Genomic DNA, 25,287 nt, shown 5'->3' with positions numbered 1-25,287 from the left:
GTTTAGGTAGCTAGCGGGACTGCCCGGCCGCGAGCTCCGCCGCGCGGGCGCGGGCCCAGGCGTCGGCGGCGAGCACCTCCTCGACCGAGCCGGCCGGGGTGACCTCGTGCTCGTCCACGACGCGGGCGACGGTGTCGACGATCGCCAGGAACGGCAGCCGGCCGCCGATGAACGCCTCCAGGCACGCCTCGTTGGCCGCGTTGTAGACGGCCGGGGCGGTGCCGCCCTCGGCGCCCACGTGCCTGGCCAGCGCCACGGCGGGGAAGGCGGCGTCGTCGAGCGGCTCGAAGGTCCAGGTGTGGGCCCTGGTCCAGTCGACGGGCCGGGCGGCGCCGGTGACGCGCTCGGGGTGGCCGAGCGCGAGCGCGATCGGCAGCCGCATGTCGGGCGGGCTGGCCTGGGCGATGGTCGAGCCGTCGACGTACTCCACCATGGAGTGGATGATCGACTGCGGGTGGACGACGACCTCGATGCGGTCGAAGCCGATGTCGAACAGCAGGTGGGCCTCGATCACCTCCAGGCCCTTGTTGACCAGGGTCGCCGAGTTGATGGTGATCATGGGGCCCATGGACCAGGTGGGGTGGGCCAGCGCCATCTCGGGCGTGACGTCGGTCATCTCCGCGCGGGTCCGGCCGCGGAACGGCCCGCCGCTCGCGGTGACGACCAGCCGCCTGACCGCGTCGGGGTCGTAGCCGTGCGGCCCGGAGGCCCACAGGCACTGCTGCAGGGCGGAGTGCTCGGAGTCGACGGGCAGGATCTGGCCGGGCTTGGCCAGCCGCTTGACCAGCGGGCCGCCGATGATCAGGGACTCCTTGTTGGCCAGCGCGAGCGTGCGCCCGGCCTCCAGCGCGACGAGCGTGGAGGTGAGGCCGAGCGCGCCGTTGATGCCGTTGAGCACGGTGTCGCACGGCCGGGCGGCGAGCTCCGCGACGCCGTCGGGGCCGGCGAGCACCTCGGGGGCGGCGCCGAGCGCGGCCAGCGCCTCCTTCAGGGCGGGCACGGCGGCGGGGTCGGCCACGGCGACGGCCTCCGCCCCGGTCTCGGCGGCCTGCCGGGCGAGGAGGTCGACCTTGCCTCCTCCTGCGGCGAGCGCCGCGACCCGGAAGCGGCCGGGGCAGGCGGCGATGACGTCGAGGGCCTGCGTGCCGACGGAGCCGGTGGAGCCGAGCACGACCACGGAGCGGAGGGACTGTTCATGCACGGATCCATTGTCCCCTCCGCCCGGCCCGCGCGGGCACCGGGAGGCCCAGGTGGTCAACCGGAGTGACCCCAGAGCACCCAGTACGCAAATGCCGGAATATCCCCATATCCGAATCCGCATAAGCCGAGAAATCGCGATATTGCGCAGTTACCTTCCAACCCGAGATCCGGTCCCGGGAGGTAGACAAATGCACCGCGGAGTCACCCTGCTCGCCGCTTTGACCCTCGCCCTGCTCCCGGCCGCGCCCGCGCACGCGGAGCCCAGGCCCGCGCAACGGGCGGCGGCCGACTCCGACCGCGAGCGGCAGGCCGTCCTCGACTACTGGACACCGGCCAGGATGGCCGCGGCCCGGCCGCTCGACGTGGCAGCGCCGCACGCCAAGGCCGCCGCCACCGCCGGCAAGCCGACCGAGGGCGCCCCGTGGACCGCCCCGCCCACCGGCGCCTCCGGCGTGCAGCTGCGGCAGGCGCCCAACAGCGGCGGCCGCCCGTGGACCGGCGGCGGCGTGGTCGCCAAGGCCGCCGGCCGGGTGTTCTTCACCACCCAGGGGCGCAACGCCTCCTGCTCGGGCAGCGCCGTGACCAGCGCCAACAAGAGCGTCGTGCTGACCGCCGGGCACTGCGTGAAGATGGGCGGCGCCTTCCACACGAACTGGGTCTTCGTCCCGGGCTACGACGCCGGGCAGCGGCCGTTCGGCACCTGGCCGGCCACCCGGCTGCTGACCACCCAGGAGTGGAACGCCACCGAGGACATCAACTTCGACGTCGCCGCCGCCGTGGTCGCGCCCCTGGAGGGGCGCTCGCTGACCGACGTGGTGGGCGGCCAGGGCGTCGCGTTCAACCAGCCCAGGCGCCGGCAGATGTACGCGTTCGGCTACCCGGCGGCGGCGCCGTACGACGGGTCCGCGCTCGTCTACTGCAGCGGCCGGGCCTTCGACGACTTCCTGCTGAGCCAGGACCTCGGCCTGACGTGCGACATGACCGGCGGTGCGAGCGGCGGTCCGTGGATGCTGAATTTCAACGAGGCGACCGGTCTCGGCACGCAGAACTCGGTCAACAGCTTCAAATACAGCTTCGCCCCCAATTGGATGTTCGGCCCCTATTTCGGGACGGAAGCCCAATCCGTCTACGAGGCCGCCCAGAACACCGCCACGACCTGAGGTAATTTACCGAAAGTAGTCACAAGAACACATCTCGTGGTGCACACTCGGGGGGCATGACGCTGACCACCCCCGTGCTGGCGGCCGCGCCCCTGGTCGCCGGACTCCTGGGGCCCGCGCTGATCGGCGCCGCCCCCGAGCAGCACCCCGGCCGCCAGGTCGCCGTCCCCGCCGCGGCGCACGGCGACATCGTCGAGCACGTCGCCGCCCGCGGCCCGGCCGACCAGCGCCGGGTGCTCGACTACTGGACCCCGCAGCGCATGTCCAAGGCGCTGCCGATCAGCCTGCTCGGCCTGGTCACCCAGGGCGGCCTGCTGGGCGGCCTCACCGACGCCAAGGAGTCCGGCGGAACCAAGGGCCTCGGCGTGACGGAGCTGAAGAAGGACCTCACCGACCTCACCAGCTCCAGCAACCTCACCGGCACGCTCAACGGCCTGACCGGGGGCACGGGCCTCGGCGCCGCGCCCCAGCTGGCCAACCGCTCGATCGAGCTGGCCCCCGTCAAGCCGCGCCCGCAGCACCAGTCGTCCCGCCCGCTGGCCACCACCTCCGGCTCCCGGTGGGCCGTCGGCGGCGCGGTGGCCAGGACCACCGGCCGGGTCTTCCTCACCATGTCGGGCGTCGACTTCGTCTGCTCGGCCAGCACCGTGCGCAGCGCCAACCGCGACGTCGTCCTCACCGCCGGCCACTGCGTCAAGGACGGCACCGGCGCCTGGGCGCAGAACTGGACGTTCGTCCCCGCCTACGGCACCTCGGGCCGCAAGCCGTACGGGCAGTGGACGGCGCGCCGCATGTTCGTGGCGGGCCCGTGGTCGCGCAGCGCCGACGACAGCTACGACGTCGGCATGGTGGCGCTGGCCACGTCCGGCGGCAAGCACGTCGCCGACGTCGTGGGCACGCAGGAGATCGCCTTCAACGCCAAGCGCGGCGGCCACGCGTTCGGCTTCGGCTACCCGGCCGACCCGCCCTACGACGGCAGCCACCTGGTCTACTGCGCCGGCAAGCTGCGTGACGACCCCTACGGCGACACCCACGACCAGGGGCTGGGCTGCGACATGACGGCGGGCTCCAGCGGCGGGCCGTGGATGTCGGGGTTCGACAGCGCCACCGGCAAGGGCACGATCACGTCCCTGAGCAGCTTCAAGTACAGCAACGACCAGCGCACCATGTACGGCCCGTTCCTGGGCGAGGCGGCCAGGAAGCTGTTCCTCACGGCGGAGCGCGCCTGACCTCCGGGCGGCGCAGGTCGTCGACGTAGAGGGCGAGCAGCGCGCCCTCGTCGGGCAGGGCCGAGAACATGATCTGGCGACGGAGCTGCGCGATCGTCAGGAGCTTGTCCATCCCGGCCCACGACCAGCTGTACGGCGCGGGCTCCCACAGGTCGGGCAGCGACAGCTTCAGGTGCAGCTCCCGCAGGTCGTCCTGCGACCAGACCGGGCGCACGGCGACCAGGTCCACCAAGCTCTGCCATTCGGCGAGCGCGCACTGCGAGCGCCACAGCAGGGCGTAGCTGCGCCACTCGGTCACCACGTCCTCGTGTCCGGGCATGAACTCGCTGGCCCGCAGCTCGGGGGCGCACACGAGGGCGAGCACCATGAGGTTGGCCGAGTAGTAGGCGTATCGGCGCTGCGGCCCGGCGATCCACGGCCGGTAGGCGGCGATGGCGGAGTCCTCGCGCGCGTCCAGCTCCCGGAACAGCCGCAGCACCACCGCCCGCCACCGGTCGGGGTCGTCGGCCAGCTCCTGGAGGAACGAGACCACGGGCAGCCGTGAGGCCAGCGTCGCCCAGGACAGCACGGTGCGCAGCAGCCCGTCGTGCACGCCGGTGAGCACCAGGCTCGACTCCTGGGCGACCAGCTCGCGCAGCAGCGAGGCGACGAGCCTGGCGATGAGGAACTCGCCGAACGTCGCGTGCAGGAACTCGAAGGTGTGCAGCACCTCGCCGTCGCGCACGACCTGGGCGCGGTGCACGAAGAAGGACCTGGCCACGGCCTCGTGCCCGCCGCCGTGCCGCCGGACCGGCGCGGGCTCGCGCCGCCGTTCGGGCAGCAGCACCTCCAGGTCGGCGTCGACCTCCTCGACCGTGGCCCACTGCCGTCCCCGGTTGAACATGGAGGAGGCGACGAACGACAGCCGCAGCAGCTCCAGCTCCACCTGCCTGGCCACCTGCTCGCGCGGGTGGAGCTTCTCCAGCGCGCGTTCGGCGTAGCGGGTCATCAGCCGCTCGTACAGCTCGGCCTGCCCGAGGGTGCCCGGTTCGCGGCGCAGCGCGTTGCCGTCGGCGTCGTAGAAGGCCAGCATGAGCAGCAGCAGCGGTGAGCCCGCCAGGTGCCGCTGGGTCATGGCCACGTCCAGGGTGAACGGCTCCAGCCCGGCGGCCGGGAAGTAGTCGGCGTTGACGGCGTTCCACACCTCGAGCCAGCGCCGGGTGGCGTCGGGGCCGAACGGCTCCAGCCGGGTGACCACGGTGCCCTCGGGCAGCCCGGCACGGTTGGCGACGGCGGTGCGCGAGGTGACGACGACGGCGACGGCCCGCCCGGCGTCGGCCTCCTCGTGCTGGAACCTGGCGACCTTCATCAGGTAGTCCGACTGGCGCACGCCGGTGGCCTGGAGCAGCTCGTCGAACCCGTCCAGGATGATCACGGGCAGCGCGCCGCCGGCCGACCTGGCGATGGCCGGCCAGTCCTGGCGTTCGCCGCTCAGGTGGTGGACGGCCTCCTCGATCTGCTCCTGGATGCCCGCTCCGGCCGACACTTCACGCAGCGGCACCCGTATCGGCAGGAACGGCGCGTCGCGCAGGCGGGCGGCGAGCACCTTGCTCAGCACCGACTTGCCGGAGCCGGGCTGGCCGAGCACGAGGAGGGGCGCCTCGGCCGCCGCCGACGAGGTCAGGAACCCGGCCAGGAACACGGGCAGGTCGGAGCGGATCGGGTGCCCCTCCCACCAGGCGTCGCCGCTCGGGTCGTCGCCGGGCGCGATCCGCGCCGCCCTGAACTGCGGGGTCACGTACGCCTGCGCGAGCGTCGGCAGCCGCAGGCCGATCGGCAGGGCGCCGGTCTCGGCGATGGGCCGGACGAGCGCCGCCTGGTGCAGCCGGTCGAGCGCGGCGGCCCGCTCGGGCAGCGGCTCGCCGGTGGCGACGAGCGAGATGAGCCGCTCCAGCTCGGCCATGCCGGGCAGGCTCGGCTGGTGGTCGGCGATGCCCGCCCAGAACGCGAACTCCGGCACGTCCCTCGCCAGCGTGCGGAAGCGGTCGGTGTAGCGGAGCACGGCCATCTCGGCCAGCTCGTCCCCGTAGGCGGCGGCGGTCCACTGCCGGTCGTGGTCGCCGAGCCGCTCCCACAGGCCCAGCTCCCTGACGTGGGCGAGCAACTGCTGGCCGAGCCCGAGGTAGTAGCCGCGCACGACCGCCACGGTCTCGTCGAAGGAGGTGTGCGGCGAGGGGCACAGCGGCGCGGCCAGCTCCCAGTAGTGCCGCCCGCCGCCCTCGCCCGCGTGCAGCTCGCCGGGCGCGAACGGCAGGTCGAGCGTGTCGACGGCCTCGACGTAGGCGGTGACGACGAGCACGGCGTGCGCGGCCTCGAACCTGTCGGTACGGGAGCGCCAGGTGCTGCCGGGACGCCATTCGCGCCAGCGTCCCAGCAGCTCGGCCCCGAGTTTGACCAGCGCCCCACGGGCCTCCATCACCCCCGCTACGGGCAGGAGCGCGACGGTTCCGGTGCTGACCAGCGCTTCGAGCGCCGGATCAGCGCCGCCGAGTAATCGGACAGCATCGATGTACCGGTATTTGTCCCCCATGCAGCATCGCCGCCTTGGATGGGCCGTTGGTCAAAGGGTGATACCCGTCAATACCATCACTTTCTCGTAAGTAAGATCTTCCATCGCCGATCGCAGGCCCTCACGGCCGATCCCGGAGTCCTTGACCCCGCCGTACGGCATCTGGTCGGCCCGGTACGACGGCACGTCGCCGATGATCACACCGCCGACCTCCAGCTCCCGGTTGGCCCGGAAGGCGGCGTCCAGCGACCGGGTGAACACCCCGGCCTGCAGCCCGTAGGCCGAGTCGTTGACCATCGCGTACGCCTCGTCGATCGAGGCGGCCTTCTGCAGCACCATGACGGGGCCGAAGACCTCCTCGCGGGAGACCTTGGCGTCGGCCGGGACGTCGGCGAGCACGGTCGGGGCGATGGTGGCGCCCTCCCGGGTGCCGCCGGCCAGCACGCGGGCGCCGGCGTCGACGGCCTCGCGCACCCACTGCTCGACCCGTTCGGCGGCGGCCTCGGAGACGAGCGGGCCGACCTGCGTCTTCTCGTCGGCCGGGTCACCGGTGACGAGCCCGGCGACGGCCGGGAGCAGGCGCTCGACGAACGCGTCGTACACCGGCGCCTCGACGATCACCCGCTGCACGGCGATGCAGCTCTGCCCGGCCTGGTAGTTGGAGAACAGCGCCACCCGCTTGGCCGCCCAGTCGAGGTCGGCGTCGGCCAGCACCACGGCCGCCGCGTTGCCGCCCAGTTCCAGCGTCACGTGCTTGCGCGGCACCTGGTCGGCGATGGCGTAGCCGACGGGGGCCGAGCCGGTGAACGACACCACGGGCAGCCTCGGGTCGGCGACGAGCGCGGCGGCGCGCTCGTTCTCGATGGGCAGCACCGAGAACATGCCGGCGGGCAGGTCGGTCTCGGCCAGGATCTCGCCGAGCACCAGCGACGACAGCGGCGTGGCGGGCGCGGGCTTGACGATGACCGGCGCGCCGACCGCGATGGCGGGCGCGACCTTGTGCGCGACCAGGTTGAGCGGGAAGTTGAACGGCGTGATCGCCAGCACCGGACCCTTGGGCACGCGCGAGACGTAGGCCAGCCGCCCGGCGGCGGCGGGCTCGGTGTCGAGCCGCTGCACGTCGCCGGACCAGCGCCGGGTCTCCTCGGCGGCGAACCGGAACGTGGAGATGGCGCGGCCGACCTCGCCGCGCGCCCAGAAGATCGGCTTGCCGTTCTCGGCGGTGATCAGGTGGGCGAGCTCGTCGGCCCGCTCGGCCAGCCGCCGGGACACGTGCGCGAGCGCTTCGGCGCGCACGTGCACCGGCAGCGCGGCGGCCTCGCCGGCCACCGCCCGCGCGGCCGCGATCGCCTCCTCGACCTGCTCGCCGGTCGGCACCGAGTATCGGCCGACCTCGCGCCCGTCGAGCGGATTGGTCACGCTCAGCTCGGCGTCCCCGGTGGCGGGGCGTCCGGCGAGCCAGAAGGTACGCACGTCCATACCCACGACGTTATGCCAAGCGGACAGAGGGGGATTTACACCAGGCTGCACAAGACTCCCGCCTGGCCCCACCGTTACGTACAAGCCCTCTTGTATACCCACTGTGTAACAGAAGTAGGCCTAATTCAGGATGTTTACGATGCGGAGCGGTTTGAACGGTCTCTGCCCTGGCTAAGTCATCGATGCGGGTCCCTCAGCGCGGCGGGCCCCCGAGCAGAAAGGCGTGGGCCCATGACCTCCTCGGCGCCGCTTGGGCTCCAGGGCGCCTACCTGCTGGGCGAACGGGCCGGCCAGGACGAGCTTCGTTCCAGACTGCTGGACGTCGCGGTGAACCTGCTGGTCACCGACGGAGCCGACAGCCTCACGATGCGCAGGATCGCCACCGAGGCCGGCTGCACCACCACCGTCATCTACACGATGTTCGGCAACAGGGAGGGGCTGGCCGAAGCCCTCTACCTGGAGGGGTTCGAGCGCTTCCGGCGCATCCTCGACGCGGTGCCGCAGCGCCGCGACCCCTTCGAGCACCTGACGGCGCTCGCCCCGGCCTACCGGCAGGCGTGCCTGTCGGAGCCCGGCTACTACAGCCTCATGTTCGAGCGGGCGATCCCCGGTTTCGAACCCAGCGAGCGCGCCCGCACCCTCGCCCGGGCGGCGCTCAACATCTTCGACCGGGTGATCGCCGACTGCATCTCGGCGGGGCGGCTCGTCCCCACCCAGCCCCGCAAGATCGCCGACGCCCTCTGGGCCGCCGCCCAGGGCGCGATCAGCCTCGAACGCGCGGGCCACCTGCGTGACGGCCGCACCTTCGAGGCGGTGACGACGGCCACGATCTGCTGCTACCTGGTGGAGCGCGCCTAGCGCCTGGCCGCCTCCAGCGCGAACCACAGCTCGGCCCGCACCGCGGGGTCGTCGAGATCGCGTCCCAGCAGCTCGGCGACCCGCCGCATCCGGTAGCGCAGCGTGTGCCGGTGCACGCCCAGCCGCTGCGCCGCCGCGTCCCAGTGCCCGTTGCACTCCAGGTACGCGCGCAGCGAGGCGACGAGGTCGGGCCGCGCCCCGTAGGCGGTGAGCGGCCCCAGCAGCGCGGTCGCGAACGCCTGCGCCACGGCCGGGTCCAGCAGCCCGACGAGCCCCTGCCCGGCCAGCTCGGCGAAGCGCACCACGCCGCCCCGGCTCGCCGCGCGGGCCCGCACGGCCTGGTCGATCCCGGCCCGCAGCTCGCCGTAGCGGCAGGCGGTGCTCACCCCCACAGCCCCCTCGACCGCCCCGGCGACCTCGTCGGCAGCCCCTTCCTCCACCAGCACGACGCCGGCGCCACCGGCCGCCCCTTCCGCCACCAGCGCAACGCCGGCGCCACCGGCCGCCCCGCCTTCCACCGGCGCGCCGCCGCCCGCCGCCTGGGGCAGGCGGGTGGCGAACACCGTGGCCTCGACGCTCTCCAGGGCCTCCGCCGGGACGGCCAGCACGGCGAACGGCTCGCCGGGCAGCCGGCCGCCGAGCGCGTCCAGCACCGCCCGCGCCCGCTCGTCCTCCCCCGCCAGCAGCAGCTCCAGCACCGCCTGCCGGACCCGCCGGGCGGCCTCCCGCTGCGCGCCGCCCTGCTCCAGGGCGAGCGTGAGCAGCGACCCGGCCGCGTTGATCACCGTGTGGGCGACCGGCGTGAACGCCTCCCGCGCCCCCACGGCGAAGTAGCCGCGCGGCCGCGCCCCGCCGCCGAGCGGCTGGAGCACGACGTGGCCCTCGGGCCCGGACAGCGACAGGCTGGCGGGCATCCGCGTGCCGCGCAGCCGGCCGAGCTCCCCCGTCACCGCCTCGGCCCGCGCCCCGCGCGTGGCGTGGCGCACCTGCCCGGTCTCGTCCAGCAGCACCGCCCAGCCGCCGACCTCGGCGGCCAGCCGGTCGACGACCGCGTGCAGCCCCTCGGGCCGCAGCGCCGCCCGCGTCAGCCGCCCCTGCGCGGCGAACGCGCGGGTGATCTCCTCGTACTGCTCGGCGGCCAGCAGCTCGCCGACCGTCTTGCCGATGGCGATGAACGGCGTCTCCCGGGGCACCTCCAGCAGCGGCAGCCCGGCCTCCTCTGCGGCGGTCACGAGCGCGGGCGGCACCTCGTCGTGGGAGAGCCCGACTCCGAAGCCGAGCCCGGCCACGCCCCGCGCCACCAGCCGGGCAACATAGCCGGAAAAATCACCTTCCAGGCGCATCCCGGTGGTGAGCAGCAGCTCGTCACCCTCCAGGAACGGCGTCGGATCCTCCAGCTCGCTGACCGCCACCCAGCGCACGGCCGAGTCCAGCGGGCCGGCCAGCGACCGCAGCCCCATCCGCCGCACCACGGTCCGCAGCGAAGGCGCCATCGCGAGTTGTCCATTCCGGCAAAGGTGAGCACCCACAGTGTGCCATATCGCCCTATCGGAGCAGGCGGGCGGCCACCGTACCGTCAGAGCCATGAGCATTCCCCAGGAGCGTCGCCTCGTCACCGCCATCCCCGGCCCCAAGTCGCAGAAGCTGCTGGCCCGCAAGCAGGCCGCCGTCCCCCCGGGAATCGGCACCACGCTGCCGGTCTTCGTGACCCGCGCCGGCGGCGGCGTGCTGGAGGACGCCGACGGGAACTCGCTGATCGACTTCGGCTCCGGCATCGCCGTCACCAACGTCGGCAACGCCGCCCCCAAGGTGGTCGAGCGTGTCCAGAAGCAGGCCGCCGACTTCACCCACACCTGTTTCATGGTCACCCCGTACGAGTCGTACGTGCGCGTGTGCGAGAAGCTGAACGAGCTCACGCCGGGCGACCACGAGAAGCGCACGTTTTTGGTCAACAGCGGCGCCGAGGCCGTGGAGAACGCGGTCAAGGTCGCCAGGCTCGCCACCGGCCGCCAGGCGGTCGTCGTGTTCGACCACGGCTACCACGGCCGCACCCTGCTCACGATGACGCTGACGGCCAAGAACATGCCGTACAAGCAGGGCTTCGGCCCGTTCGCGCCCGAGGTCTACCGGGTGCCGCTGGCCTACCCGTTCCGCTGGCCGACGGGCCCCGAGAACTGCGCCGAGGAGGCCGCCGCCCAGGCCATCGACATGATCGGCAAGCAGATCGGCGCCGAGAACGTGGCCGCCGTGGTGATCGAGCCGATCGCCGGCGAGGGCGGCTTCATCGAGCCCGCCAAGGGCTTCCTGCCGAGGATCGCCGAGTTCTGCCGCGCCAACGGGATCGTGTTCGTGGCCGACGAGGTGCAGACCGGCTTCGCGCGCACCGGTGACCTGTTCGCCTGCGAGGACGAGGGCGTGGTGCCCGACATCATCTGCACCGCCAAGGGCATCGCGGGCGGCCTGCCGCTCGCCGCGGTGACGGGCCGGGCCGAGCTCATGGACACCGTGCACGCGGGCGGCCTCGGCGGCACCTACGGCGGCAACCCGCTGGCCTGCGAGGCGGCGCTGGGCGTGCTGGAGACCATCGAGGAGGAGGACCTGGTCGGCCGCGCCCGCCGCATCGGGGACGTGATGATCCCGCGACTGCTGGCCATGAGCGAGAGGTTCGACATGATCGGCGACGTCCGGGGACGCGGCGCGATGATCGCCGTCGAGCTCGTCGTGCCGGGCACCAAGGACCCGAACCCGGCCGCCGTCCAGGAGGTCGTCCGGCGCTGCCACGCGGAGGGGCTGCTGGTGCTGACCGCGGGCACGTACGGCAACGTGCTGCGCTTCCTGCCGCCGCTGGTGATGCCCGAGCACCTGCTTGAGGAGGGGCTCGGCATCCTGGAGAAGGCTTTCGCCAGCCTGTAGATAAACCCGCAAATCGGGCATCCAGCTTGTTGCTGGATGCCCGATTTTGTTGGTGTAAGACCTGTCGTCCGGGTAGAGAAATCACCTGGCCTTGACGCGAAGCTAGCGGAGCACGGACGCGGCCGGGGTTATAACGGATCCGACATGAAGCCGGGCGAGCGCCGCGGGGAGCGTGATGAACTGGGGTCCGACCAGAACGGCTGGGGAGATGTTGACGTTCGACCCTGAGGGCATGAGCTGGGCGCAGCGCCAGGGCGACGCCTGCGTCGTCTGCCACAAGCGGTGGCCGCGTCCGCGCGTGCGGGTGGGCCGCTTCCCCGACGACATGACGGCCCTGGCCTGCACCGACTGCGCCGAAGCCCTCATCCCGTCGCCGCTGGCCACCGTCGTGGCCTTCCCGTCACGCTGACCACGCCGCACTGACCAAGCCGCACTGACCACGCCACTGACCAGGCCGCACTGGCCACGCCAACACCGACCACGCACACAGCCCCCGTACGCGCCGGGGGCCGCCTCTCGGGAGACGAGACGCCCCAGGGCGGGTGGGACCGCCCGGGGGCGTCTCAGCAGGCGCGCTCAGCGGGGGGATAGGGCGCGCCCGCCGCGGGCGAGGTCACCGGCCGGCCGTCACTTCGCGAGCTCACGCCACCGGGCGGTCCAGGTGGCGTAGTCCACGCACTCTCCTTCCGGCGGACGGCAGTCGCCCGGCGGCCGCACCGCGAAGGCGATGCGGTCGAGCCGTGGTGACCTGGTCGCACCGTACGCCTCACAGACCGGTTTGGCGCGGCCTTTGCACGCCTTGGTATTGGCCGGCGCCAGCCCGAGCCACGCGGCGGCGTCACGCTGGGAGTCGGGGTCGGTCATCCGGTTGAGCCATAGGTAGGCGCAGCCCGTGTCGGTGACGCCGGAGCCGAGCATCCACGAGTCGGCCCACCCGGTGGCCTTGCGCGCGGGGACCGCCTTGACCTTCTTGCCGGCCTTCTCCAGCAGCATCCGGTGGTAGGGCGTCGCCTGGGCGTAGTCGATCGAGCCGGTGGCGAAGCCCTTGATCAGGTCGAGCGGGTTCTTCCAGTAGGTGCGGTCCTCGTGGCCCTCCAGCCCCTCCGCCACCCGGTCGAGCTGGGTGGCGGTCAGCTCGAACGGCCGGTCGACGGCGTCGTCGACGAGCGCCGCGTCGGCCAGCGTCAGCGGGCTGTCCTTGAGCATCACGCGCCCGGCCTTGAGCACCTGGCCCAGGTCGCCGCCCTTGACCCGCTCCGGGTCGTAGAGGAACTCGTGGTAGCCCCACAGGAACGGCACCCCGTAGGCCTTGCCGGAGTCGCTCACCAGCTCGCGCAGCGGCTCCAGCAGGTCGTCGTAGCCCTCGATCTCGGCCGTGTCGATGGGCTGCACCTGCTTGGCCTCGATCATGGAGGCCGCCAGCACCGGATCGGCGGCGATCACGTCGTAGGGCCGCTCGGCGACGCGGGCGGCCATCTCCTCGGGCGTGGAGACCGTGTCGAGCCGGGCCACCCGGCAGCCGGTCTCCTTCTCGAACGTGCCCGTCCAGTTGGCCTGCGGGCTGGTGCCGCCGTATTCGGCATAGCCCCGGTAGGCGAGGATCTGCAGGGTGCCGTCGCGCTGCGTGGGGCTCGTGGTGGGCTTGGGCGACGGCGTGGCCGCGCCGGTGCCGGCCAGCATCGCCAGGGCGGCCAGGGCCAGGGCGGGAGCGCGTCGGAGATCCACGCCCTGGAGCTTACCGGGGCCCCGGGCGGGCGGAGCCGAAGCCCGCCCGCCTGTGGACAACCTACTTGTTCGTCGGGAATCCCAGGTTGACGCCGCCGTGGGACGGGTCGAGCCAGCGGGAGGTGACGACCTTGCCGCGGGTGTAGAAGTGCACGCCCTCGGTGCCGTGGGCGTGCGTGTCGCCGAAGAGCGAGGACTTCCAGCCGCCGAAGCTGTAGAACGCCATCGGCACCGGGATCGGCACGTTGATGCCGATCATGCCGACCTCGATCTCGTTCTGGAAGCGCCGGGCTGCGCCGCCGTCGTTGGTGAAGATCGCGGTGCCGTTGCCGTACTCGCCGGCGTTGATGACCTCGACGCCCTCCTCGTAGGAGCCGACGCGGACGATCGACAGGACGGGCCCGAAGATCTCCTCGACGTGCACCCGCGAGCCGGGCCTGACGTGGTCGACGACGGTCGGCCCGAGCCAGAACCCGGGCGTCTCCGACGCCTTGCCGCCGCCGCGCACCGGCGTCTCGCGGCCGTCGACGACCACCTTGGCACCCTCCTCGACGGCCACGTCGAGGTAGGAGGCGACCTTGTCGCGGTGCGGGCCGGTGACGAGCGGGCCCATCTCGGAGTCGGGGTCGTCGCCGGGGCCGATGGTCAGCCGCTCGACCCGTTCGACGATCTTCTGCACGAGCTCGTCGCCGACGGGGTCGACGGCCAGCACGACGGAGATCGCCATGCACCGCTCGCCCGCCGAGCCGAACCCGGCCGACACCGCGGAGTCGGCCACCAGGTCGAGGTCGGCGTCGGGCAGCACGAGCATGTGGTTCTTGGCGCCGCCGAGCGCCTGGACCCGCTTGCCGTGGGCCGATCCGGTCTCGTAGACGTACCGGGCGATCGGGGTGGAGCCGACGAACGAGACGGCGCGCACGTCGGGGTGCTCCAGCAGCCGGTCCACCGCAACCTTGTCGCCCTGCACGACGTTGAACACGCCGTCGGGCAGCCCGGCCTCCTGCCAGAGCCGCGCCATGAGCAGCGACGCCGACGGGTCCTTCTCCGACGGCTTGAGCACGAACGCGTTGCCGCACGCGATCGCGATCGGGTACATCCACATCGGCACCATGGCCGGGAAGTTGAACGGCGTGATCCCGGCGACGACGCCGAGCGGCTGCCGGATCGAGTAGGAGTCCACGCGGGTGGACACCCCTTCGGAGAAACCGCCCTTGAGCAGGTGCGGGATGCCGCAGGCGAACTCCACGACCTCCAGCCCGCGGGCCACCTCGCCGAGCGCGTCGGAGTGGACCTTGCCGTGCTCGGCGGAGATCAGCGCCGCCATCTCGTCGCGGTGGGCGTACAGGAGCTCGCGGAAGCGGAACAGCACGTGCGCGCGCCTGACCAGCGACGTGTCACGCCACTCGGGGAACGCGGCCGCCGCGGCGGCGACCGCCGCGTCGACGTCGGCCGCCGACGCCATCGCGACCGTGCCGCTGACCTCCCCGGTCGCCGGGTTGAAGATCTCGCTCGTACGGGGGTCACCGTCGACGAGCTTTCCGCCGATCCAGTGCTTGACTGACTTCACTGCTGCGCCGCCTCCGCGTTGATGACTTCGAGCGCGCCGACGATGATGCCGAGCCCCTCGGCGGCCTCGTCGACGGTCAGGGTGAGCGGCGGCGCCATGCGGATCGCGGTGCCGTACAGGCCGCCCTTGCCGGCGAGCAGGCCGGCCTTCTTGGTCTCCTCCATGAAGCGGGCGGCCTGGGCCGGGCTCTCCAGCTCGACGGCGAACATCAGGCCCTTGCCGCGCACCTCCTTGACGATGGGCAGGCGGGCGGCGGCCTCGCGCAGGCCGTCGATGATGATCTTGCCGGTCCTGGCGGCGTTGGCCTGGAGGTCGCGGTCGAGGACGTAGTCGAGGGTGGCGTTGGCGGCGGCCATGGAGATCGGGTTGCCGCCGAACGTCGCCAGGCCGACGGCGGGCAGGACGTCCATCAAGTCGCCGCGCGCCACGACGCCGCCGACGGCGAACCCGTTGCCCAGGCCCTTGGCGAACGTCATCATGTCGGGCGTCACGCCGTGGTTCTGGATGCCGAAGAACGCGCTGCCGGTGCGTCCCCAGCCGGTCTGCACCTCGTCGGAGATGAACAGGATGCCCTGTTCGTCCAGGACCTCCTTGTAGGCGGCGAACAGCCCGTCGGGCGGCATGGTGAAGCCGCCCACGCCCTGGATCGGCTCGGCGATGAGCGCGGCGACGTCGCCCGCGACGGCGGTGGCGAGCACGTGGCGCAGGTCCTCGGTGCACGCGCGGATGTAGTCGGCGTCGGACAGGCCCTTGAACTGGGTCAGGTGCCGGTCGGTGCCGTGCAGGAAGTGCGCGTTGAGCGGGGAGAGCGAGTTGTTCTTCCAGGCCCGGTTGGAGGTGACGCCGATGGCGCCGAAGCTGCGGCCGTGGTAGCTCTGCCGCATGGCGAGCACCTGGTCGCTCTTGCGCGCGCAGGTGGCCAGGAGCAGGGCGGTCTCGTTCGCCTCGGTGCCGGAGTTGGTGAAGAACACCTTGGCGTCGGGGATGCCGGACAGCCTGGCGATCTTCTCGGCGAGCTCGACCTGGCCGCGCAGCAGGTAGACGGTGCTGGTGTGGACGACGCCGGTGGCGAGCTGGCGCTCGACGGCCTCGCGCACCTCCGGCACGTCGTAGCCGATCATGTTGGTCAGGATGCCGGCGAAGAAGTCGAGGTAACTCTTGCCGTCGGCGTCGACGACACGGTTGCCCTTGCCGCTGACGATCTCGATGGGCTCGTCGTAGTTGAGGCTCACCCAGGCGGGGATCACGGCCCTGTGGCGCGCGAGAAGCTCGGACATGTCTTGAGTATCGCTGTTGCCGCGACTTCCCCGGAACGGCAAGATGTCGGCCTGTCGCCGAATTGGCTTACATACTGTCGACCCGGGGCCGAGAAGAGGTTTCGTCGGGATGGGTGATGGTATGGCTACGTCTAGCAGGGAATATGTGAGATCGCCCCTCCAGGGGGAAGCCTTCTGGAGCACCGTCCAGAAGACGCGACAGGCGGTCTGGCGACCGTCGTAAGACCGCCGGATCGGGGGAACCCAATGCGCAAGACGCTCACGGGTCTGGGGCTGGCCTTCTTCCTGACGCTCGCCCCGGCCGCGGCCGCCACGGCGGACACACCCGTTCAGGCCGCGCAGAGCCAGGTCAATCCGTCACCTCAGCCGACCGACACCCGAGACGAAGGCGGCAGCAACGCCGGCCTGTGGGGCCTGCTGGGCCTGCTCGGGCTTCTGGGCCTGACCGGCATGCGCAAGCAGAAGAGCCAGGTCGGCACGGCCGAGCACATGACCAATCGGCCGCACCGCAACCCGTAAGGTCCTCGCGCGGGATCCCCGTGCCGGCGAGCCCGGCACGGGGATCCCCCGTCCCACCGGCCCCCGTCCCTTAGGGGATCACCCGTCCGCCTGCGGGCGTACGGCCGGCGTACGGGCTACGCCGCCGGAGGCACCCGCAAAGCCCACTCCCGGGCGACGACCGGCGCGGGTCCGGTCCGCCACCATCGGGTCATCACGACAGCAGACCCGAGGAGACCGGCATGACGCTCGCCCTGGACCACGCCCCCGCCACCACCCACCCCGGGCCGCCCAAGCTCGACCGCGACCAGCTCCGCCAGGCCCAGCAGGACACGCTCGCCACCCCGCGCATGAAGTACAGCCTGCTGGCCAGGATGATGTTCAAGCCCGTGGACCTCATGTACGGCAAGGAGGGCTCGTACACGAAGTTCGCCATGCTGGAGATCATCGCCCGGGTGCCCTACCAGGCGTGGGAGCGGATGGGCTACTGGGCGGTGCACCGCCACAGAGGCCGCTCGGCGCTGGCCCGCCGGGTCTTCGAGCGCATCGTCGAGGCCCGTGCCGACCAGGACAACGAGCAGTGGCACCTGCTCATCATGCAGGACCTGGTGCAGCGCTCCGGGCACCGTCAGGGCTGGCTGCTGCACCGGGCCGCGCCCTGGCTGATCGCGTTCTTCTACTACCACGTGTCGTGGGTGCTGTTCCTGGTCCGGCCCGACTGGAGCTACCGGCTCAACGCCGAGTTCGAGGACCACGCCGAGCACGAGTACATGACGTTCGTGGCGGACAACCCGGACCTGGACTTCGTCCCCGACCCGGGCGCCTACGCCGCCGAGTACGGCCGTTACCGCTCGGTGGCCGACCTGCTGCGGCAGATCGGCCACGACGAGCGGACGCACAAGCTCGACAGCCTGCGGAGCATGCGCGAGCCCCGCATCCGCTAGGCGCTCACCGGCTCGGGCGCGGTGTCCGGCGCGGTGGCGGCGGGCCGGAGCACGAGGAGCGCGAGCAGCGCCGCGGCCAGGCAGAACCCGGCGCCCACGAAGCAGCCGACGTGCATCGCGTCGGTGAACGCCGCCTTGGCCGGCTCGACCAGCTCGGGCGTCCGGAACGCGACGCCGATCGACTCCCTGGCCGCCTCGGGCGCGCCCGCCGGCATGGACGAGGTGAACACCCCGGCCAGCACGCTGCCCAGCACGGCGATGCTCAGGGCCAGGCCGACCTGCTGGACGGTGTCGTTCATGGCCGAGCCCACCCCGGCGTGCTCCAGCGGGATCGCGTTCATCAGCGACGCGTAAGCCGACGGCCCGGCCAGGCCGCCGCCGACGCCCATGAGCACGAGCCCGATCAGCAGCCCCAGGTAGCCGGTGGTGGTGGCCATCACCAGGAACCCGCCGGCCATGACGGCCAGCCCGGAGGCGATCAGCGTCCGGTTGGTGACCTTCTTGCCGAGCCCGGCGCCGACCCCGTTGAAGATCGCCGCGGCCACGGCGTAGGGCAGCAGGGCCAGCCCGGCCTTCGTCTCCCCGTAGCCCAGCACGAACTGCAGGTACTGCGTCAGCATCAGCATCACGGCCCCGGCCCCGAACGCCATGAGCAGGATCGAGAACGACGCCCCGCTGAAGTTGCGGTTCCTGAACAGCCGCAGCGGCAGCATCGGATGGGCCGAGCGCCGCTCCCACCACACGAACACGCCCAGCGTGACCACGGCCAGCGCGATGATCACCGGGTCGAAGACCCGCTCGATGATCACGTAGACGGCGGCGGTCAGCCCGACCACCGACAGCACCACGCCCACCGGGTCGATCGGGCGCCCGGCGCTGCGGGTCTCCGGCATCAGCACCAGCGCGGCCACGATGGCGATCAGCGCGATGGGGATGTTCAGCAGGAACACCGACCCCCACCAGTAGTGCTCCAGCAGGAAGCCGCCCAGGGTCGGCCCGATGATCACGCTGATCATCGCCACGCCGCCCCAGATGGCCATGGCCTTGCGCCGCTCGTCCGCGTCGAAGACCGTCATCAGGATCGACAGCGTCGACGGCATCAGGATGGCCCCGCCGACGCCCATGAGCGCGCGCGACCAGATGAGCTGCCACGGCTCCCCGGACAGCACGGCCAGCACCGAGGCCCCGCCGAACAGCGCCAGCCCGATGATCAGGAACTTCCGGCGGCCGAACCGGTCGGACAGGCTCCCCGCCGTCAGCAGCAGCCCGGCGAAGGCCAGCACGTACGAGTCCAGGATCCACTGGATGTCGGACGGCGTCGCGCCCAGGTCCTCGATCAGCGAGGGGATGGCCAGATTGAGCACCGTGCCGTCGACGGACAGCACGAGCAGCGACAGACAGAGTACGGCGAGGACCCACCAGCGACGGGGGTCTCGCACAGCGTTCGATTCCACTCGCACACTGTACGACAACACTCGTACAGTGTGCGAGTGGAATTATCCTGGGAGCATGACCAAGCAGTTCAGCACCGTCTGGCTCCGGGAAGCCCGTCCCGCCAAGAGCACCGGCCGCAGCCGCGACGAGATCGTCCACGCCGCCGTCGAGCTGCTCGACGCCGACGGCCTCGACGGGCTCAGCATGCGCAGGCTCGGCGCCAAGCTGAGCGCGGGCGCGACCAGCATCTACTGGTACGTGGCCAACAAGGAGGAGCTGCTGGAGCTGGTCTACGACGAGATCTGGGGCGAGCTGCGGCTGCCCGAGCCCACGGCGGAGACCTGGCGGGTCACCGCGTCGGCCTTCGCCCACGACATGCGCCGGGTGATCCTGCGCCACCCCTGGTCGGCCTCGCTCATCGGCCGCCTGCCCGCGCTCGGCCCCAACGCGCTCGGCGCCGCCGACACCCTGCGCAGGAGCTTCCACCTGGCCGGCTTCGAAGGGCTGGAGATCGACTACGCCAACACCACGCTGACCTCGTACGTGTTCGGCATCACGATCCCGGAGGTCGCCTGGGCCCAGAAGGTCGCCGAGACCGACTATCCCGACGAGAGCATCCGCGAGACGGTCGCCCTGCTGGCCGCCGACTATCCGGACCTGGCGAGCCGCATGAACGAGGTGCAGAGCTCCGACACTGACGCGGTGCGCGAGATGGCCTTCAGCTTCGGGCTCGACGCGGTGCTCGACGGGCTCTCGGCACGCCTCGTCGCCTAGCAGATTGTCAGCCTGCGCGGACTCGATCTTACAAGCTGATCGGATAGGCTCGGCTCGTGCTCCCCACCATCGCCGACATCCTCGCCCTGGAGAGCGTCCGCCGGGGCAACCCGCGCGTGGTCGCGGGCGCGGACCGGCTCGACACCCGCGTGCGGTGGGTGCACGTGGGCGAGATCGCCGACATCGCGCAACTGCTGCGCGGCGGCGAGCTGGTGCTCACCACCGGCGTGGCCCTGCCCGACGACCCCGACAAGCTGGCCGACTACATCGGCGAGCTGTCGTCCGTCGGCGTCTCCGGCCTCATCGTCGAGCTGGGCCGCCGCTTCGTCCACGAGCTGCCCCGCGCCGTGGTCAAGACGGCCGAGGAGCACGGGTTGCCGCTGGTCGTGCTGACCCGCGAGACCCCGTTCGTGCAGATCACCGAGGCCGTCCACGCCCGGATCATCGACATCCAGCTGGAGGAGCTGCGCGCCTCCGAGCAACTGCACGAGGTGTTCACCGAGCTGTCGGTCGAGGGCGCCTCACCGGCCGAGGTGCTGGCCCAGGTCTCCCGGCTGTCGGGCCGCCCGGTCCTGCTGGAGAACCTCGCCCACCAGGTGCTGGCCTGCGAGTCGGCGGGCCGCGACACCGGCACGCTGCTGGCAGGCTGGGAGACCAGGTCCCGCGCGGTCGCCCCGGCCGAGCGCACCGCCTACGACGCCGCCTCCGGCTGGCTCGTCACCACCGTCGGCGCCCGCGGCCAGGACTGGGGGCGCCTCATCCTGCTGTGCGACGCCCAGCCCTCTCCGCGCGAGCTCGTGCTGGCCGAGCGCGCCGCCACCACGCTCGCCCTCGGCCGCCTGCTGGAACGCCACCAGGAATCGCTCGAACGCCAGGCGCACGGCACGATCATCACCGGCATCCTCACCCACGCCTACGCCGACCCCGACGAGGCCGCCGCCCGCGCCAGGGCCGTCGGCGTCCCGCTCACCGGCCGCAGGCTCGTCAGCGTCGTCATCCGCCCGACCGACCTGGCCGAGCAGGCGCTCGACGGGCAGGCCGAGCTCGGCGAGCTGGCCGAGGCCACCGCCGCCGCCTGCCGCGAGGCCCGGCTGCCCGCCCTCGTGGGCGCCCTCGACCAGGACCGCGTGGGCGTGCTGCTGCCGCTGCCGCCGCGCACCGCCGTCGAGCCCGCGCTGACCTCGCTCGCCGAGCGGCTGCGCGCCCTGTCGAAGTCCGGCGGCGCGTTCGTGCTCGCCTCCGGCTCGGTCGTCGAATCGATCCGCGACGTGCGGCGCAGCTTCCTGGAGGCCGAGCAGGTGGCCGACGTCGCGGTCCGCCAGCCCGACGGCCGCCCCTTCTACCGGCTGCCCGACCTGCGGCTGCGCGGGCTGCTCCACCTGCTGCGCGACGACGCCAGGCTGCAGACGTTCGCCGAGCGCGAGCTGGGCGCGCTGCTGGCGCACGACGCCCAGCGCGGCGGCGACCTGACCCGCATCCTGCGCATCTACCTCGACGCCGGGCGCAACAAGGCCGTGGCCGCGCAGAAGGCCCACCTGTCCAGGCCCGCCTTCTACGACCGGCTGCGCCGCCTGGAGCGCATCCTCGACACCGACCTGGACGACTCGGAGTCCTGCCTGTCGCTGCACGTCGCGCTGCTGGCCCTGGAGTCGTTCCGCCGCAACGCCCGCCCCGAATGAGGTCGCGCCGCCTAGCGTCTGCGGTGTGCCCCTCTTCTACAACCCCCTGGAGGCGGCGGCCCACCGGCTGTCGCTCGTTCCCCCGATGTTCGACTACTTCGGCGCCCTGGGCGTGCACGCGATCGTCGCGGCGGCGCGGCTGGGCCTGTTCGACGCGCTGCGCGACGGGCCGCTGACCGGCGACGAGCTGGCCGCCGCCCGCGGCCTGGACGGGCGCGCCGCCCGGGTGCTGCTCGACAGCCTCGCCGCGCTCGGCTACCTGCGCCGGCGGCGCGGGCGCTACGCGCTCACGCGCGCCTCCCGCCGCTGGCTCGTCACCGGCTCGGCCACCAGCCTGCTGGAGGGGCTCACGTTCTGGGAGCGTACGGCGTGCGTGATCTGGCCGGAGACCGAGAAGGCCGTCCGCGACGGCACGCCGCCCGTCCCCCTCTACACGCTGACCGAGCAGGACCCGGAGCTGTCGCGCTCGTTCCAGGCGTGGACGGCGGCGCTCGCCGGGCAGCAGGCCCCGGCGGCGGCCCGCGCCATCCCCGTTCCCCGGCACGCCCGGCGGCTGCTCGACGTGGGCGGCGGCCACGCCCTCTACAGCGTGGCGCTGCTGCGCCGCCATCCGGCGCTGCGCGCCACCGTGCTCGACCTGCCGCAGGCGCTCCTGTCGGCGGCCGAGCACCCCCGCCTGACGCTGCGCGCCGGCTCGTTCCTGGACGGCGACCTGGGCGACGGCTACGACGTCGTCCTGCTGTTCAACGTCATCCACCTGCTGGACGACGCCGAGACGGCGGCGCTGCTGCGCCGGGTGTCCGCCGCCCTGAACCCCGGCGGCGTCGTGGCCATCGGCGACCAGTTCGGCGACCGCCTCTTACCCGGGCGGGCCAGCCGCGGCCTGATGCGGCTGCTGGACCTCAACTACCTCGTCGCCGGCGGCGGCCGGGTGCGCGCGTTCTCACAGGTCGCGGACCTGCTGCGGGAGGCGGGCTTCGAGCGGCCGCGCCACCGCCGCCCCTGGCGCTCCCCCGTCACCCAGCTCGCCCTCGCTAGAACCCCATCGCGGCACGTACCTCGTCCAGCGTCTTGATCGCCCGCTCGCGGGCCGCCGCGTTGCCGTCGCCGAGCACCTCCCTGGCCTCCGCCACGGTGTGCTCGCGGCGCCGCGCCCTGATCGGGGCCAGGAACTCGTTGACCGCCTCGGTCGCCAGCGCCTTGAGCCGCGACGCGCCCCCGTCGCCGATCTCGTCGGCGAGCTCCTGCTGTGTCCGCCCCAGGCACAGGGACGCCAGCGTGAGCAGGCTCGCCACGCCCGGCCGGTTCTCCGGGTCGAAGGTGATCAGCCGCTCGGAGTCGGTGGGCGCCTTGCGGATCAGCGCCGCCGTCTCGTCCTCGGTGGCCGACAGCGCGATCGCGTTGCCCCGGCTCTTGCTCATCTTGCCGCCGCCGAGTCCCGGCAGCAGCGGCTGCTCGCCCATCATGGCCTCGGGCACCGGGAACACCGGCCCGTACCGCTCGTTGAACCGCCGCGCCACCAGCCTGGTCGTCTCCACGTGCGGCAACTGGTCCTTGCCGACGGGCACCAGCGTGCCCTTGCAGAACAGGATGTCGGCCGCCTGGTGCACCGGATAGGTGAACATCAGCCCGCTCACCACCTGCTGGCTGCTGTGCGCGATCTCGTCCTTGACCGTGGGGTTGCGGCCCAGCTCGGCCACCGAGATCAGGCTCAGGAACGGCAGCATGAGCTGGTTGAGCTCTGGGATCGCGCTGTGCTGGAAGATCGTCACCTTCGCCGGGTCGATGCCGACCGCCAGGTAGTCCAGCAGCAACGCGTCGATGTTCTGCTGGATCGCCCCCGGCAGATCCCGATCGGTGATCACCTGATAGTCGGCGATCAACACATACATCTCGTACGTGTCCTGCAGCCGCACCCGGTTGGCCAGCGAGCCGAAGTAGTGGCCCAGATGCAGCGGCCCGGTCGGGCGGTCACCGGTGAGAACGACGTGGTTCATGCTCTGCTCCTCCTGAGGTGTTCATGCCGTCCCAGGGAGGAGCCCGTCGCGCCGGGCCGCCCTGAGGACGGCCCGTGCATGCGGATGTCAGTGGCCGTCTCGCGGCCACCACCACATGCTGATGCGCTTCATGCACCCATTGTATGGGCGGATCAAAGATGCCAGCCATACCCGGTGTCAATCTCGTAACCTCTTCCACCGTTTGGCGTGTTTCGAGGACCCCGGGACCAAGATCACGCCAGGATGGGTCGGATTGTTTTCCGCCCTCTGGAGTTCTGATGTCTCGACGCACCATCGTCGCCGGCTTGGCCATGGCCGCGACGTTCACGGTGACCACCGTGCCAGGCGCCGCCGCGGAGCAGGTGGCGGTGAAGTTCCCGTCGGCCAAGTTCCCGCTCGGCCCCCGCTCGGCGCCCACCAAGACCATGACCGCCGTCGCGCCCGGGATCGACCTGTACGACGTGAAGGCCGGCAGCGCCACCGACGGCTACACGGTGACCGTGCTCATGCCCAGCGGCCGCGACTACGGCACCCGCGCCACCGCGGAGGCCAGGGTGGCCGAGGTCGAGGCCGCCGGCGAGACCGCGAGCCTGCAGAAGGTCATCCGCCCGCAGGTCGCCGACGCGCCCGCCCAGGAGATCTACATGGTCCGCGTCGGCCTGTGGTCCTTCAAGGACAAGGCCGAGGCCGACAAGACGGCCAAGAAGCTCAAGGAAGCCGGGCTCAAGGTCAAGACCGACTACCTCGGCGACGACGGCCTCAAGACCACCGGCCCGTGGAACGTCAAGGTCGTCATGATCGACGCCCGCACGTTCCGTGGCTCGTACGCCGCCTCCCTGGGCACCAGCGTCGCCAAGCGGGAGACCGTCTCCGCAATGGCCAAGGCGCAGGGCGCCATCGCGGCCATCAACGGCGGCTTCTTCAACATCCACACCGCCAAGGAACTGCGCGGCGAGCCCGTCGGCGCCTCCGTGGTCGCGGGCCGCCTGCTCAGCGAGGCCGTCCCCGGCCGCTCCGCCGTCGTCCTGCGCGGGCGTACGGCCCGCATCACCGAGCTCAAGTCGGCCGTCACCGCCGTCTCCCAGGACGGCGCCCGCGCCCCGGTCGCCGGCGTCAACCGCGCCGCCGCCACCGACGAGCTCGTCCTCTACACCGAGGAGTACGGCGCCAAGACCCCCGCGAACGGCGGCGCCGACGTCGTCCTCGACGCGGCCGGCAAGGTCGTCGGCGTGCGCGCCTCCGGCTACGCGGTGCCCAAGGGCGGGCGCGTCCTGCACGGCAGCGGCGCGGCGGCCGACTGGCTCGCCGAGCACGCCGTCGAAGGCGGCAGCGTCCAGGTGCTGACCAAGCTCACCGACCTGCGCACCGGCAAGACCATCAAGCTGACGCCCGACCTCCACGTGGTCGCCGGCGGCGTCGGCCTGGTCCGCAACGGCCGCACCAAGATCACGGCCAAGCGCGACGGCCACGACTCAGTCAACATGATCCTGCGCCGCCACCCGCGTACCCTGCTCGGCACCACCCGCAACGGCAGCCTCATCCTCGCCACCATCGACGGCCGCAAGCCCGGCATCACGGTCGGCGCGAGCTTCACCGAGGCGGCCCAGCTCATGCGCTGGCTCGGCGCCACCCAGGCCATCAACCTGGACGGCGGCGGGTCGACGGCGATGGTCGTGGGCAAGAAGGTCGTCAACCAGCCGGCGGACGGCCGCGAACGCGCCGTCGGCGACGCGCTCCTCGTCCTGCCGCCCCGCTGACCACCCTTCGGCCCTGCCCCGTTCGGGGGGCAGGGCCGGTTCGTCCCCAGAACGCGAAAAGGCCCCCGGGAATACCCCCGAGGGCCTTCATGTCACACAACGCAGAGAAGGCCCCGACACAGAATGTCGGGGCCCTCTACTGAAAGATTGTCCGGCGGTGACCTACTCTCCCACACCCTCCCGAGTGCAGTACCATCGGCGCAGGGAAGCTTAACTTCCGGGTTCGGAATGTAACCGGGTGTTTCCTT

At 72.1% G+C, this 25,287-nt stretch carries 20 protein-coding genes and 1 rRNA gene; 11 read left to right on the top strand and 10 right to left on the bottom strand.

The annotated features are described in order from the left end of the window. Positions 1-10: 10 nt before the first annotated feature. The gene (gene dxr, locus ACBI99_RS42305) at positions 11-1,201 is read right to left on the bottom strand and encodes a 1-deoxy-D-xylulose-5-phosphate reductoisomerase (RefSeq protein ID WP_308125987.1); all 1,191 of its coding nucleotides are present in this window, start codon (positions 1,199-1,201) and stop codon (positions 11-13) included. 187 nt (positions 1,202-1,388) lie between these two features. On the opposite strand from dxr, the gene ACBI99_RS42300 reads away from it, so the two are divergent. Further along, positions 1,389-2,360, top strand: a complete 972-nt coding sequence (locus tag ACBI99_RS42300) for a serine protease (protein WP_219509870.1) — start codon at positions 1,389-1,391, stop codon at positions 2,358-2,360. A 56-nt stretch (positions 2,361-2,416) separates the two neighbouring features. Beyond that, entirely contained in the window at positions 2,417-3,589 is a 1,173-nt protein-coding gene (locus ACBI99_RS42295; RefSeq protein ID WP_375075031.1) for a trypsin-like serine peptidase, read from the top strand. Here ACBI99_RS42295 and ACBI99_RS42290 read toward each other — a convergent pair. After that, positions 3,570-6,158 carry an NACHT domain-containing protein gene (locus ACBI99_RS42290; protein ID WP_375075030.1) on the bottom strand — a complete coding sequence of 863 codons (2,589 nt, stop codon included), beginning with the start codon at positions 6,156-6,158 and terminating at the stop codon, positions 3,570-3,572. The genes ACBI99_RS42295 and ACBI99_RS42290 overlap by 20 nt on opposite strands. Positions 6,159-6,188: 30 nt before the next feature. Next, positions 6,189-7,616 (bottom strand): aldehyde dehydrogenase family protein, encoded by a 1,428-nt coding sequence (locus ACBI99_RS42285; protein ID WP_375075029.1) that lies wholly within the window; start codon positions 7,614-7,616, stop codon positions 6,189-6,191. A 231-nt stretch (positions 7,617-7,847) separates the two neighbouring features. Here ACBI99_RS42285 and ACBI99_RS42280 point away from each other — a divergent pair, with 231 nt between their 5' ends. Continuing rightward, positions 7,848-8,474, top strand: coding sequence for a TetR/AcrR family transcriptional regulator (locus tag ACBI99_RS42280; protein WP_219509874.1), 627 nt, complete (start codon positions 7,848-7,850; stop codon positions 8,472-8,474). Here ACBI99_RS42280 and ACBI99_RS42275 read toward each other — a convergent pair. Then, complete coding sequence (locus ACBI99_RS42275) at positions 8,471-9,967, bottom strand: PucR family transcriptional regulator (RefSeq protein ID WP_357593564.1); 1,497 nt, start codon at positions 9,965-9,967, stop codon at positions 8,471-8,473. The genes ACBI99_RS42280 and ACBI99_RS42275 overlap by 4 nt on opposite strands. A 91-nt stretch (positions 9,968-10,058) precedes the next feature. Between ACBI99_RS42275 and gabT the strand changes: the two genes are divergently transcribed. Together gabT and ACBI99_RS42265 are read left to right on the top strand one after the other, a co-directional pair. Then, on the top strand, positions 10,059-11,387 hold the full coding sequence (gabT, locus tag ACBI99_RS42270; RefSeq protein WP_375075028.1) for a 4-aminobutyrate--2-oxoglutarate transaminase: 1,329 nt from the start codon (positions 10,059-10,061) through the stop codon (positions 11,385-11,387). Positions 11,388-11,619: 232 nt separating this feature from the next. Next, positions 11,620-11,796: a hypothetical protein gene (locus ACBI99_RS42265; RefSeq protein ID WP_246646013.1), complete on the top strand. Its 177-nt coding sequence runs from the start codon at positions 11,620-11,622 to the stop codon at positions 11,794-11,796. 218 nt (positions 11,797-12,014) lie between these two features. On the opposite strand, the gene ACBI99_RS42260 is transcribed toward ACBI99_RS42265, so the two are convergent. The 3 genes from ACBI99_RS42260 to ACBI99_RS42250 form a co-directional block, all read right to left on the bottom strand. Next, complete coding sequence (locus ACBI99_RS42260; RefSeq protein WP_357593568.1) at positions 12,015-13,112, bottom strand: extracellular solute-binding protein; 1,098 nt, start codon at positions 13,110-13,112, stop codon at positions 12,015-12,017. 61 nt (positions 13,113-13,173) lie between these two features. Beyond that, complete coding sequence (locus ACBI99_RS42255; RefSeq protein WP_375075027.1) at positions 13,174-14,679, bottom strand: CoA-acylating methylmalonate-semialdehyde dehydrogenase; 1,506 nt, start codon at positions 14,677-14,679, stop codon at positions 13,174-13,176. Further along, on the bottom strand, positions 14,676-15,956 hold the full coding sequence (locus ACBI99_RS42250) for an aspartate aminotransferase family protein (RefSeq protein ID WP_219509880.1): 1,281 nt from the start codon (positions 15,954-15,956) through the stop codon (positions 14,676-14,678). Before ACBI99_RS42250 ends, ACBI99_RS42255 begins: the two co-directional genes overlap by 4 nt. A gap of 246 nt (positions 15,957-16,202) precedes the next feature. Here ACBI99_RS42250 and ACBI99_RS42245 point away from each other — a divergent pair, with 246 nt between their 5' ends. After that, positions 16,203-16,475, top strand: a complete 273-nt coding sequence (locus ACBI99_RS42245) for a WGxxGxxG family protein (protein WP_219509881.1) — start codon at positions 16,203-16,205, stop codon at positions 16,473-16,475. A gap of 221 nt (positions 16,476-16,696) precedes the next feature. Further along, positions 16,697-17,398 carry an alternative oxidase gene (locus ACBI99_RS42240; protein ID WP_375075026.1) on the top strand — a complete coding sequence of 234 codons (702 nt, stop codon included), beginning with the start codon at positions 16,697-16,699 and terminating at the stop codon, positions 17,396-17,398. Here ACBI99_RS42240 and ACBI99_RS42235 read toward each other — a convergent pair. Next, positions 17,395-18,837 (bottom strand): MFS transporter, encoded by a 1,443-nt coding sequence (locus ACBI99_RS42235; RefSeq protein ID WP_308125988.1) that lies wholly within the window; start codon positions 18,835-18,837, stop codon positions 17,395-17,397. The genes ACBI99_RS42240 and ACBI99_RS42235 overlap by 4 nt on opposite strands. A 70-nt stretch (positions 18,838-18,907) precedes the next feature. Between ACBI99_RS42235 and ACBI99_RS42230 the strand changes: the two genes are divergently transcribed. From ACBI99_RS42230 to ACBI99_RS42220, 3 genes are read left to right on the top strand one after another with little or no spacing between them, the layout of a single operon-like run. Then, positions 18,908-19,606 carry a TetR/AcrR family transcriptional regulator gene (locus ACBI99_RS42230; RefSeq protein ID WP_375075025.1) on the top strand — a complete coding sequence of 233 codons (699 nt, stop codon included), beginning with the start codon at positions 18,908-18,910 and terminating at the stop codon, positions 19,604-19,606. Positions 19,607-19,662: 56 nt separating this feature from the next. Beyond that, positions 19,663-21,285, top strand: a complete 1,623-nt coding sequence (locus tag ACBI99_RS42225) for a PucR family transcriptional regulator ligand-binding domain-containing protein (protein WP_357593576.1) — start codon at positions 19,663-19,665, stop codon at positions 21,283-21,285. Between the two features lie 25 nt (positions 21,286-21,310). Then, complete coding sequence (locus ACBI99_RS42220) at positions 21,311-22,360, top strand: methyltransferase (protein ID WP_375075024.1); 1,050 nt, start codon at positions 21,311-21,313, stop codon at positions 22,358-22,360. On the opposite strand, the gene trpS is transcribed toward ACBI99_RS42220, so the two are convergent. Beyond that, positions 22,320-23,282, bottom strand: a complete 963-nt coding sequence (gene trpS / locus ACBI99_RS42215; RefSeq protein WP_375075023.1) for a tryptophan--tRNA ligase — start codon at positions 23,280-23,282, stop codon at positions 22,320-22,322. The two genes, ACBI99_RS42220 and trpS, sit on opposite strands and share 41 nt — an antisense overlap. Before the next feature lie 278 nt (positions 23,283-23,560). Between trpS and ACBI99_RS42210 the strand changes: the two genes are divergently transcribed. Further along, positions 23,561-25,039, top strand: coding sequence for a phosphodiester glycosidase family protein (locus ACBI99_RS42210; protein ID WP_375075022.1), 1,479 nt, complete (start codon positions 23,561-23,563; stop codon positions 25,037-25,039). 149 nt (positions 25,040-25,188) lie between these two features. Here ACBI99_RS42210 and rrf read toward each other — a convergent pair. Next, positions 25,189-25,287: ribosomal RNA gene (gene rrf / locus ACBI99_RS42205) — 5S ribosomal RNA — on the bottom strand; the annotation flags it as partial.

It is taken from the genome of Nonomuraea sp. ATR24 (assembly GCF_041950485.1).
GTDB classification, from domain to species: Bacteria; Actinomycetota; Actinomycetes; order Streptosporangiales; family Streptosporangiaceae; genus Nonomuraea; species Nonomuraea ceibae.
The sequence above is the reverse complement of the archived record's forward strand: the minus strand, read 5'-3'. Positions and strand labels throughout refer to the sequence as shown.

What these genes read in the sequence shown, in the direction of transcription:
- ACBI99_RS42275 (WP_357593564.1), bottom strand. Translation starts at nt 9,967, where the DNA reads ATGGCGCCTTCGCTGCGGACCGTGGTGCGGCGGATGGGGCTGCGGTCG.
- ACBI99_RS42300 (WP_219509870.1), top strand. Translation starts at nt 1,389, where the DNA reads ATGCACCGCGGAGTCACCCTGCTCGCCGCTTTGACCCTCGCCCTGCTC.
- gabT (WP_375075028.1), top strand. Translation starts at nt 10,059, where the DNA reads ATGAGCATTCCCCAGGAGCGTCGCCTCGTCACCGCCATCCCCGGCCCC.
- ACBI99_RS42210 (WP_375075022.1), top strand. Translation starts at nt 23,561, where the DNA reads ATGTCTCGACGCACCATCGTCGCCGGCTTGGCCATGGCCGCGACGTTC.
- ACBI99_RS42245 (WP_219509881.1), top strand. Translation starts at nt 16,203, where the DNA reads ATGCGCAAGACGCTCACGGGTCTGGGGCTGGCCTTCTTCCTGACGCTC.
- ACBI99_RS42295 (WP_375075031.1), top strand. Translation starts at nt 2,417, where the DNA reads ATGACGCTGACCACCCCCGTGCTGGCGGCCGCGCCCCTGGTCGCCGGA.
- ACBI99_RS42230 (WP_375075025.1), top strand. Translation starts at nt 18,908, where the DNA reads ATGACCAAGCAGTTCAGCACCGTCTGGCTCCGGGAAGCCCGTCCCGCC.
- ACBI99_RS42265 (WP_246646013.1), top strand. Translation starts at nt 11,620, where the DNA reads ATGAGCTGGGCGCAGCGCCAGGGCGACGCCTGCGTCGTCTGCCACAAG.
- ACBI99_RS42290 (WP_375075030.1), bottom strand. Translation starts at nt 6,158, where the DNA reads ATGGGGGACAAATACCGGTACATCGATGCTGTCCGATTACTCGGCGGC.
- trpS (WP_375075023.1), bottom strand. Translation starts at nt 23,282, where the DNA reads ATGAACCACGTCGTTCTCACCGGTGACCGCCCGACCGGGCCGCTGCAT.
- ACBI99_RS42250 (WP_219509880.1), bottom strand. Translation starts at nt 15,956, where the DNA reads ATGTCCGAGCTTCTCGCGCGCCACAGGGCCGTGATCCCCGCCTGGGTG.
- ACBI99_RS42240 (WP_375075026.1), top strand. Translation starts at nt 16,697, where the DNA reads ATGACGCTCGCCCTGGACCACGCCCCCGCCACCACCCACCCCGGGCCG.
- ACBI99_RS42280 (WP_219509874.1), top strand. Translation starts at nt 7,848, where the DNA reads ATGACCTCCTCGGCGCCGCTTGGGCTCCAGGGCGCCTACCTGCTGGGC.
- ACBI99_RS42285 (WP_375075029.1), bottom strand. Translation starts at nt 7,616, where the DNA reads ATGGACGTGCGTACCTTCTGGCTCGCCGGACGCCCCGCCACCGGGGAC.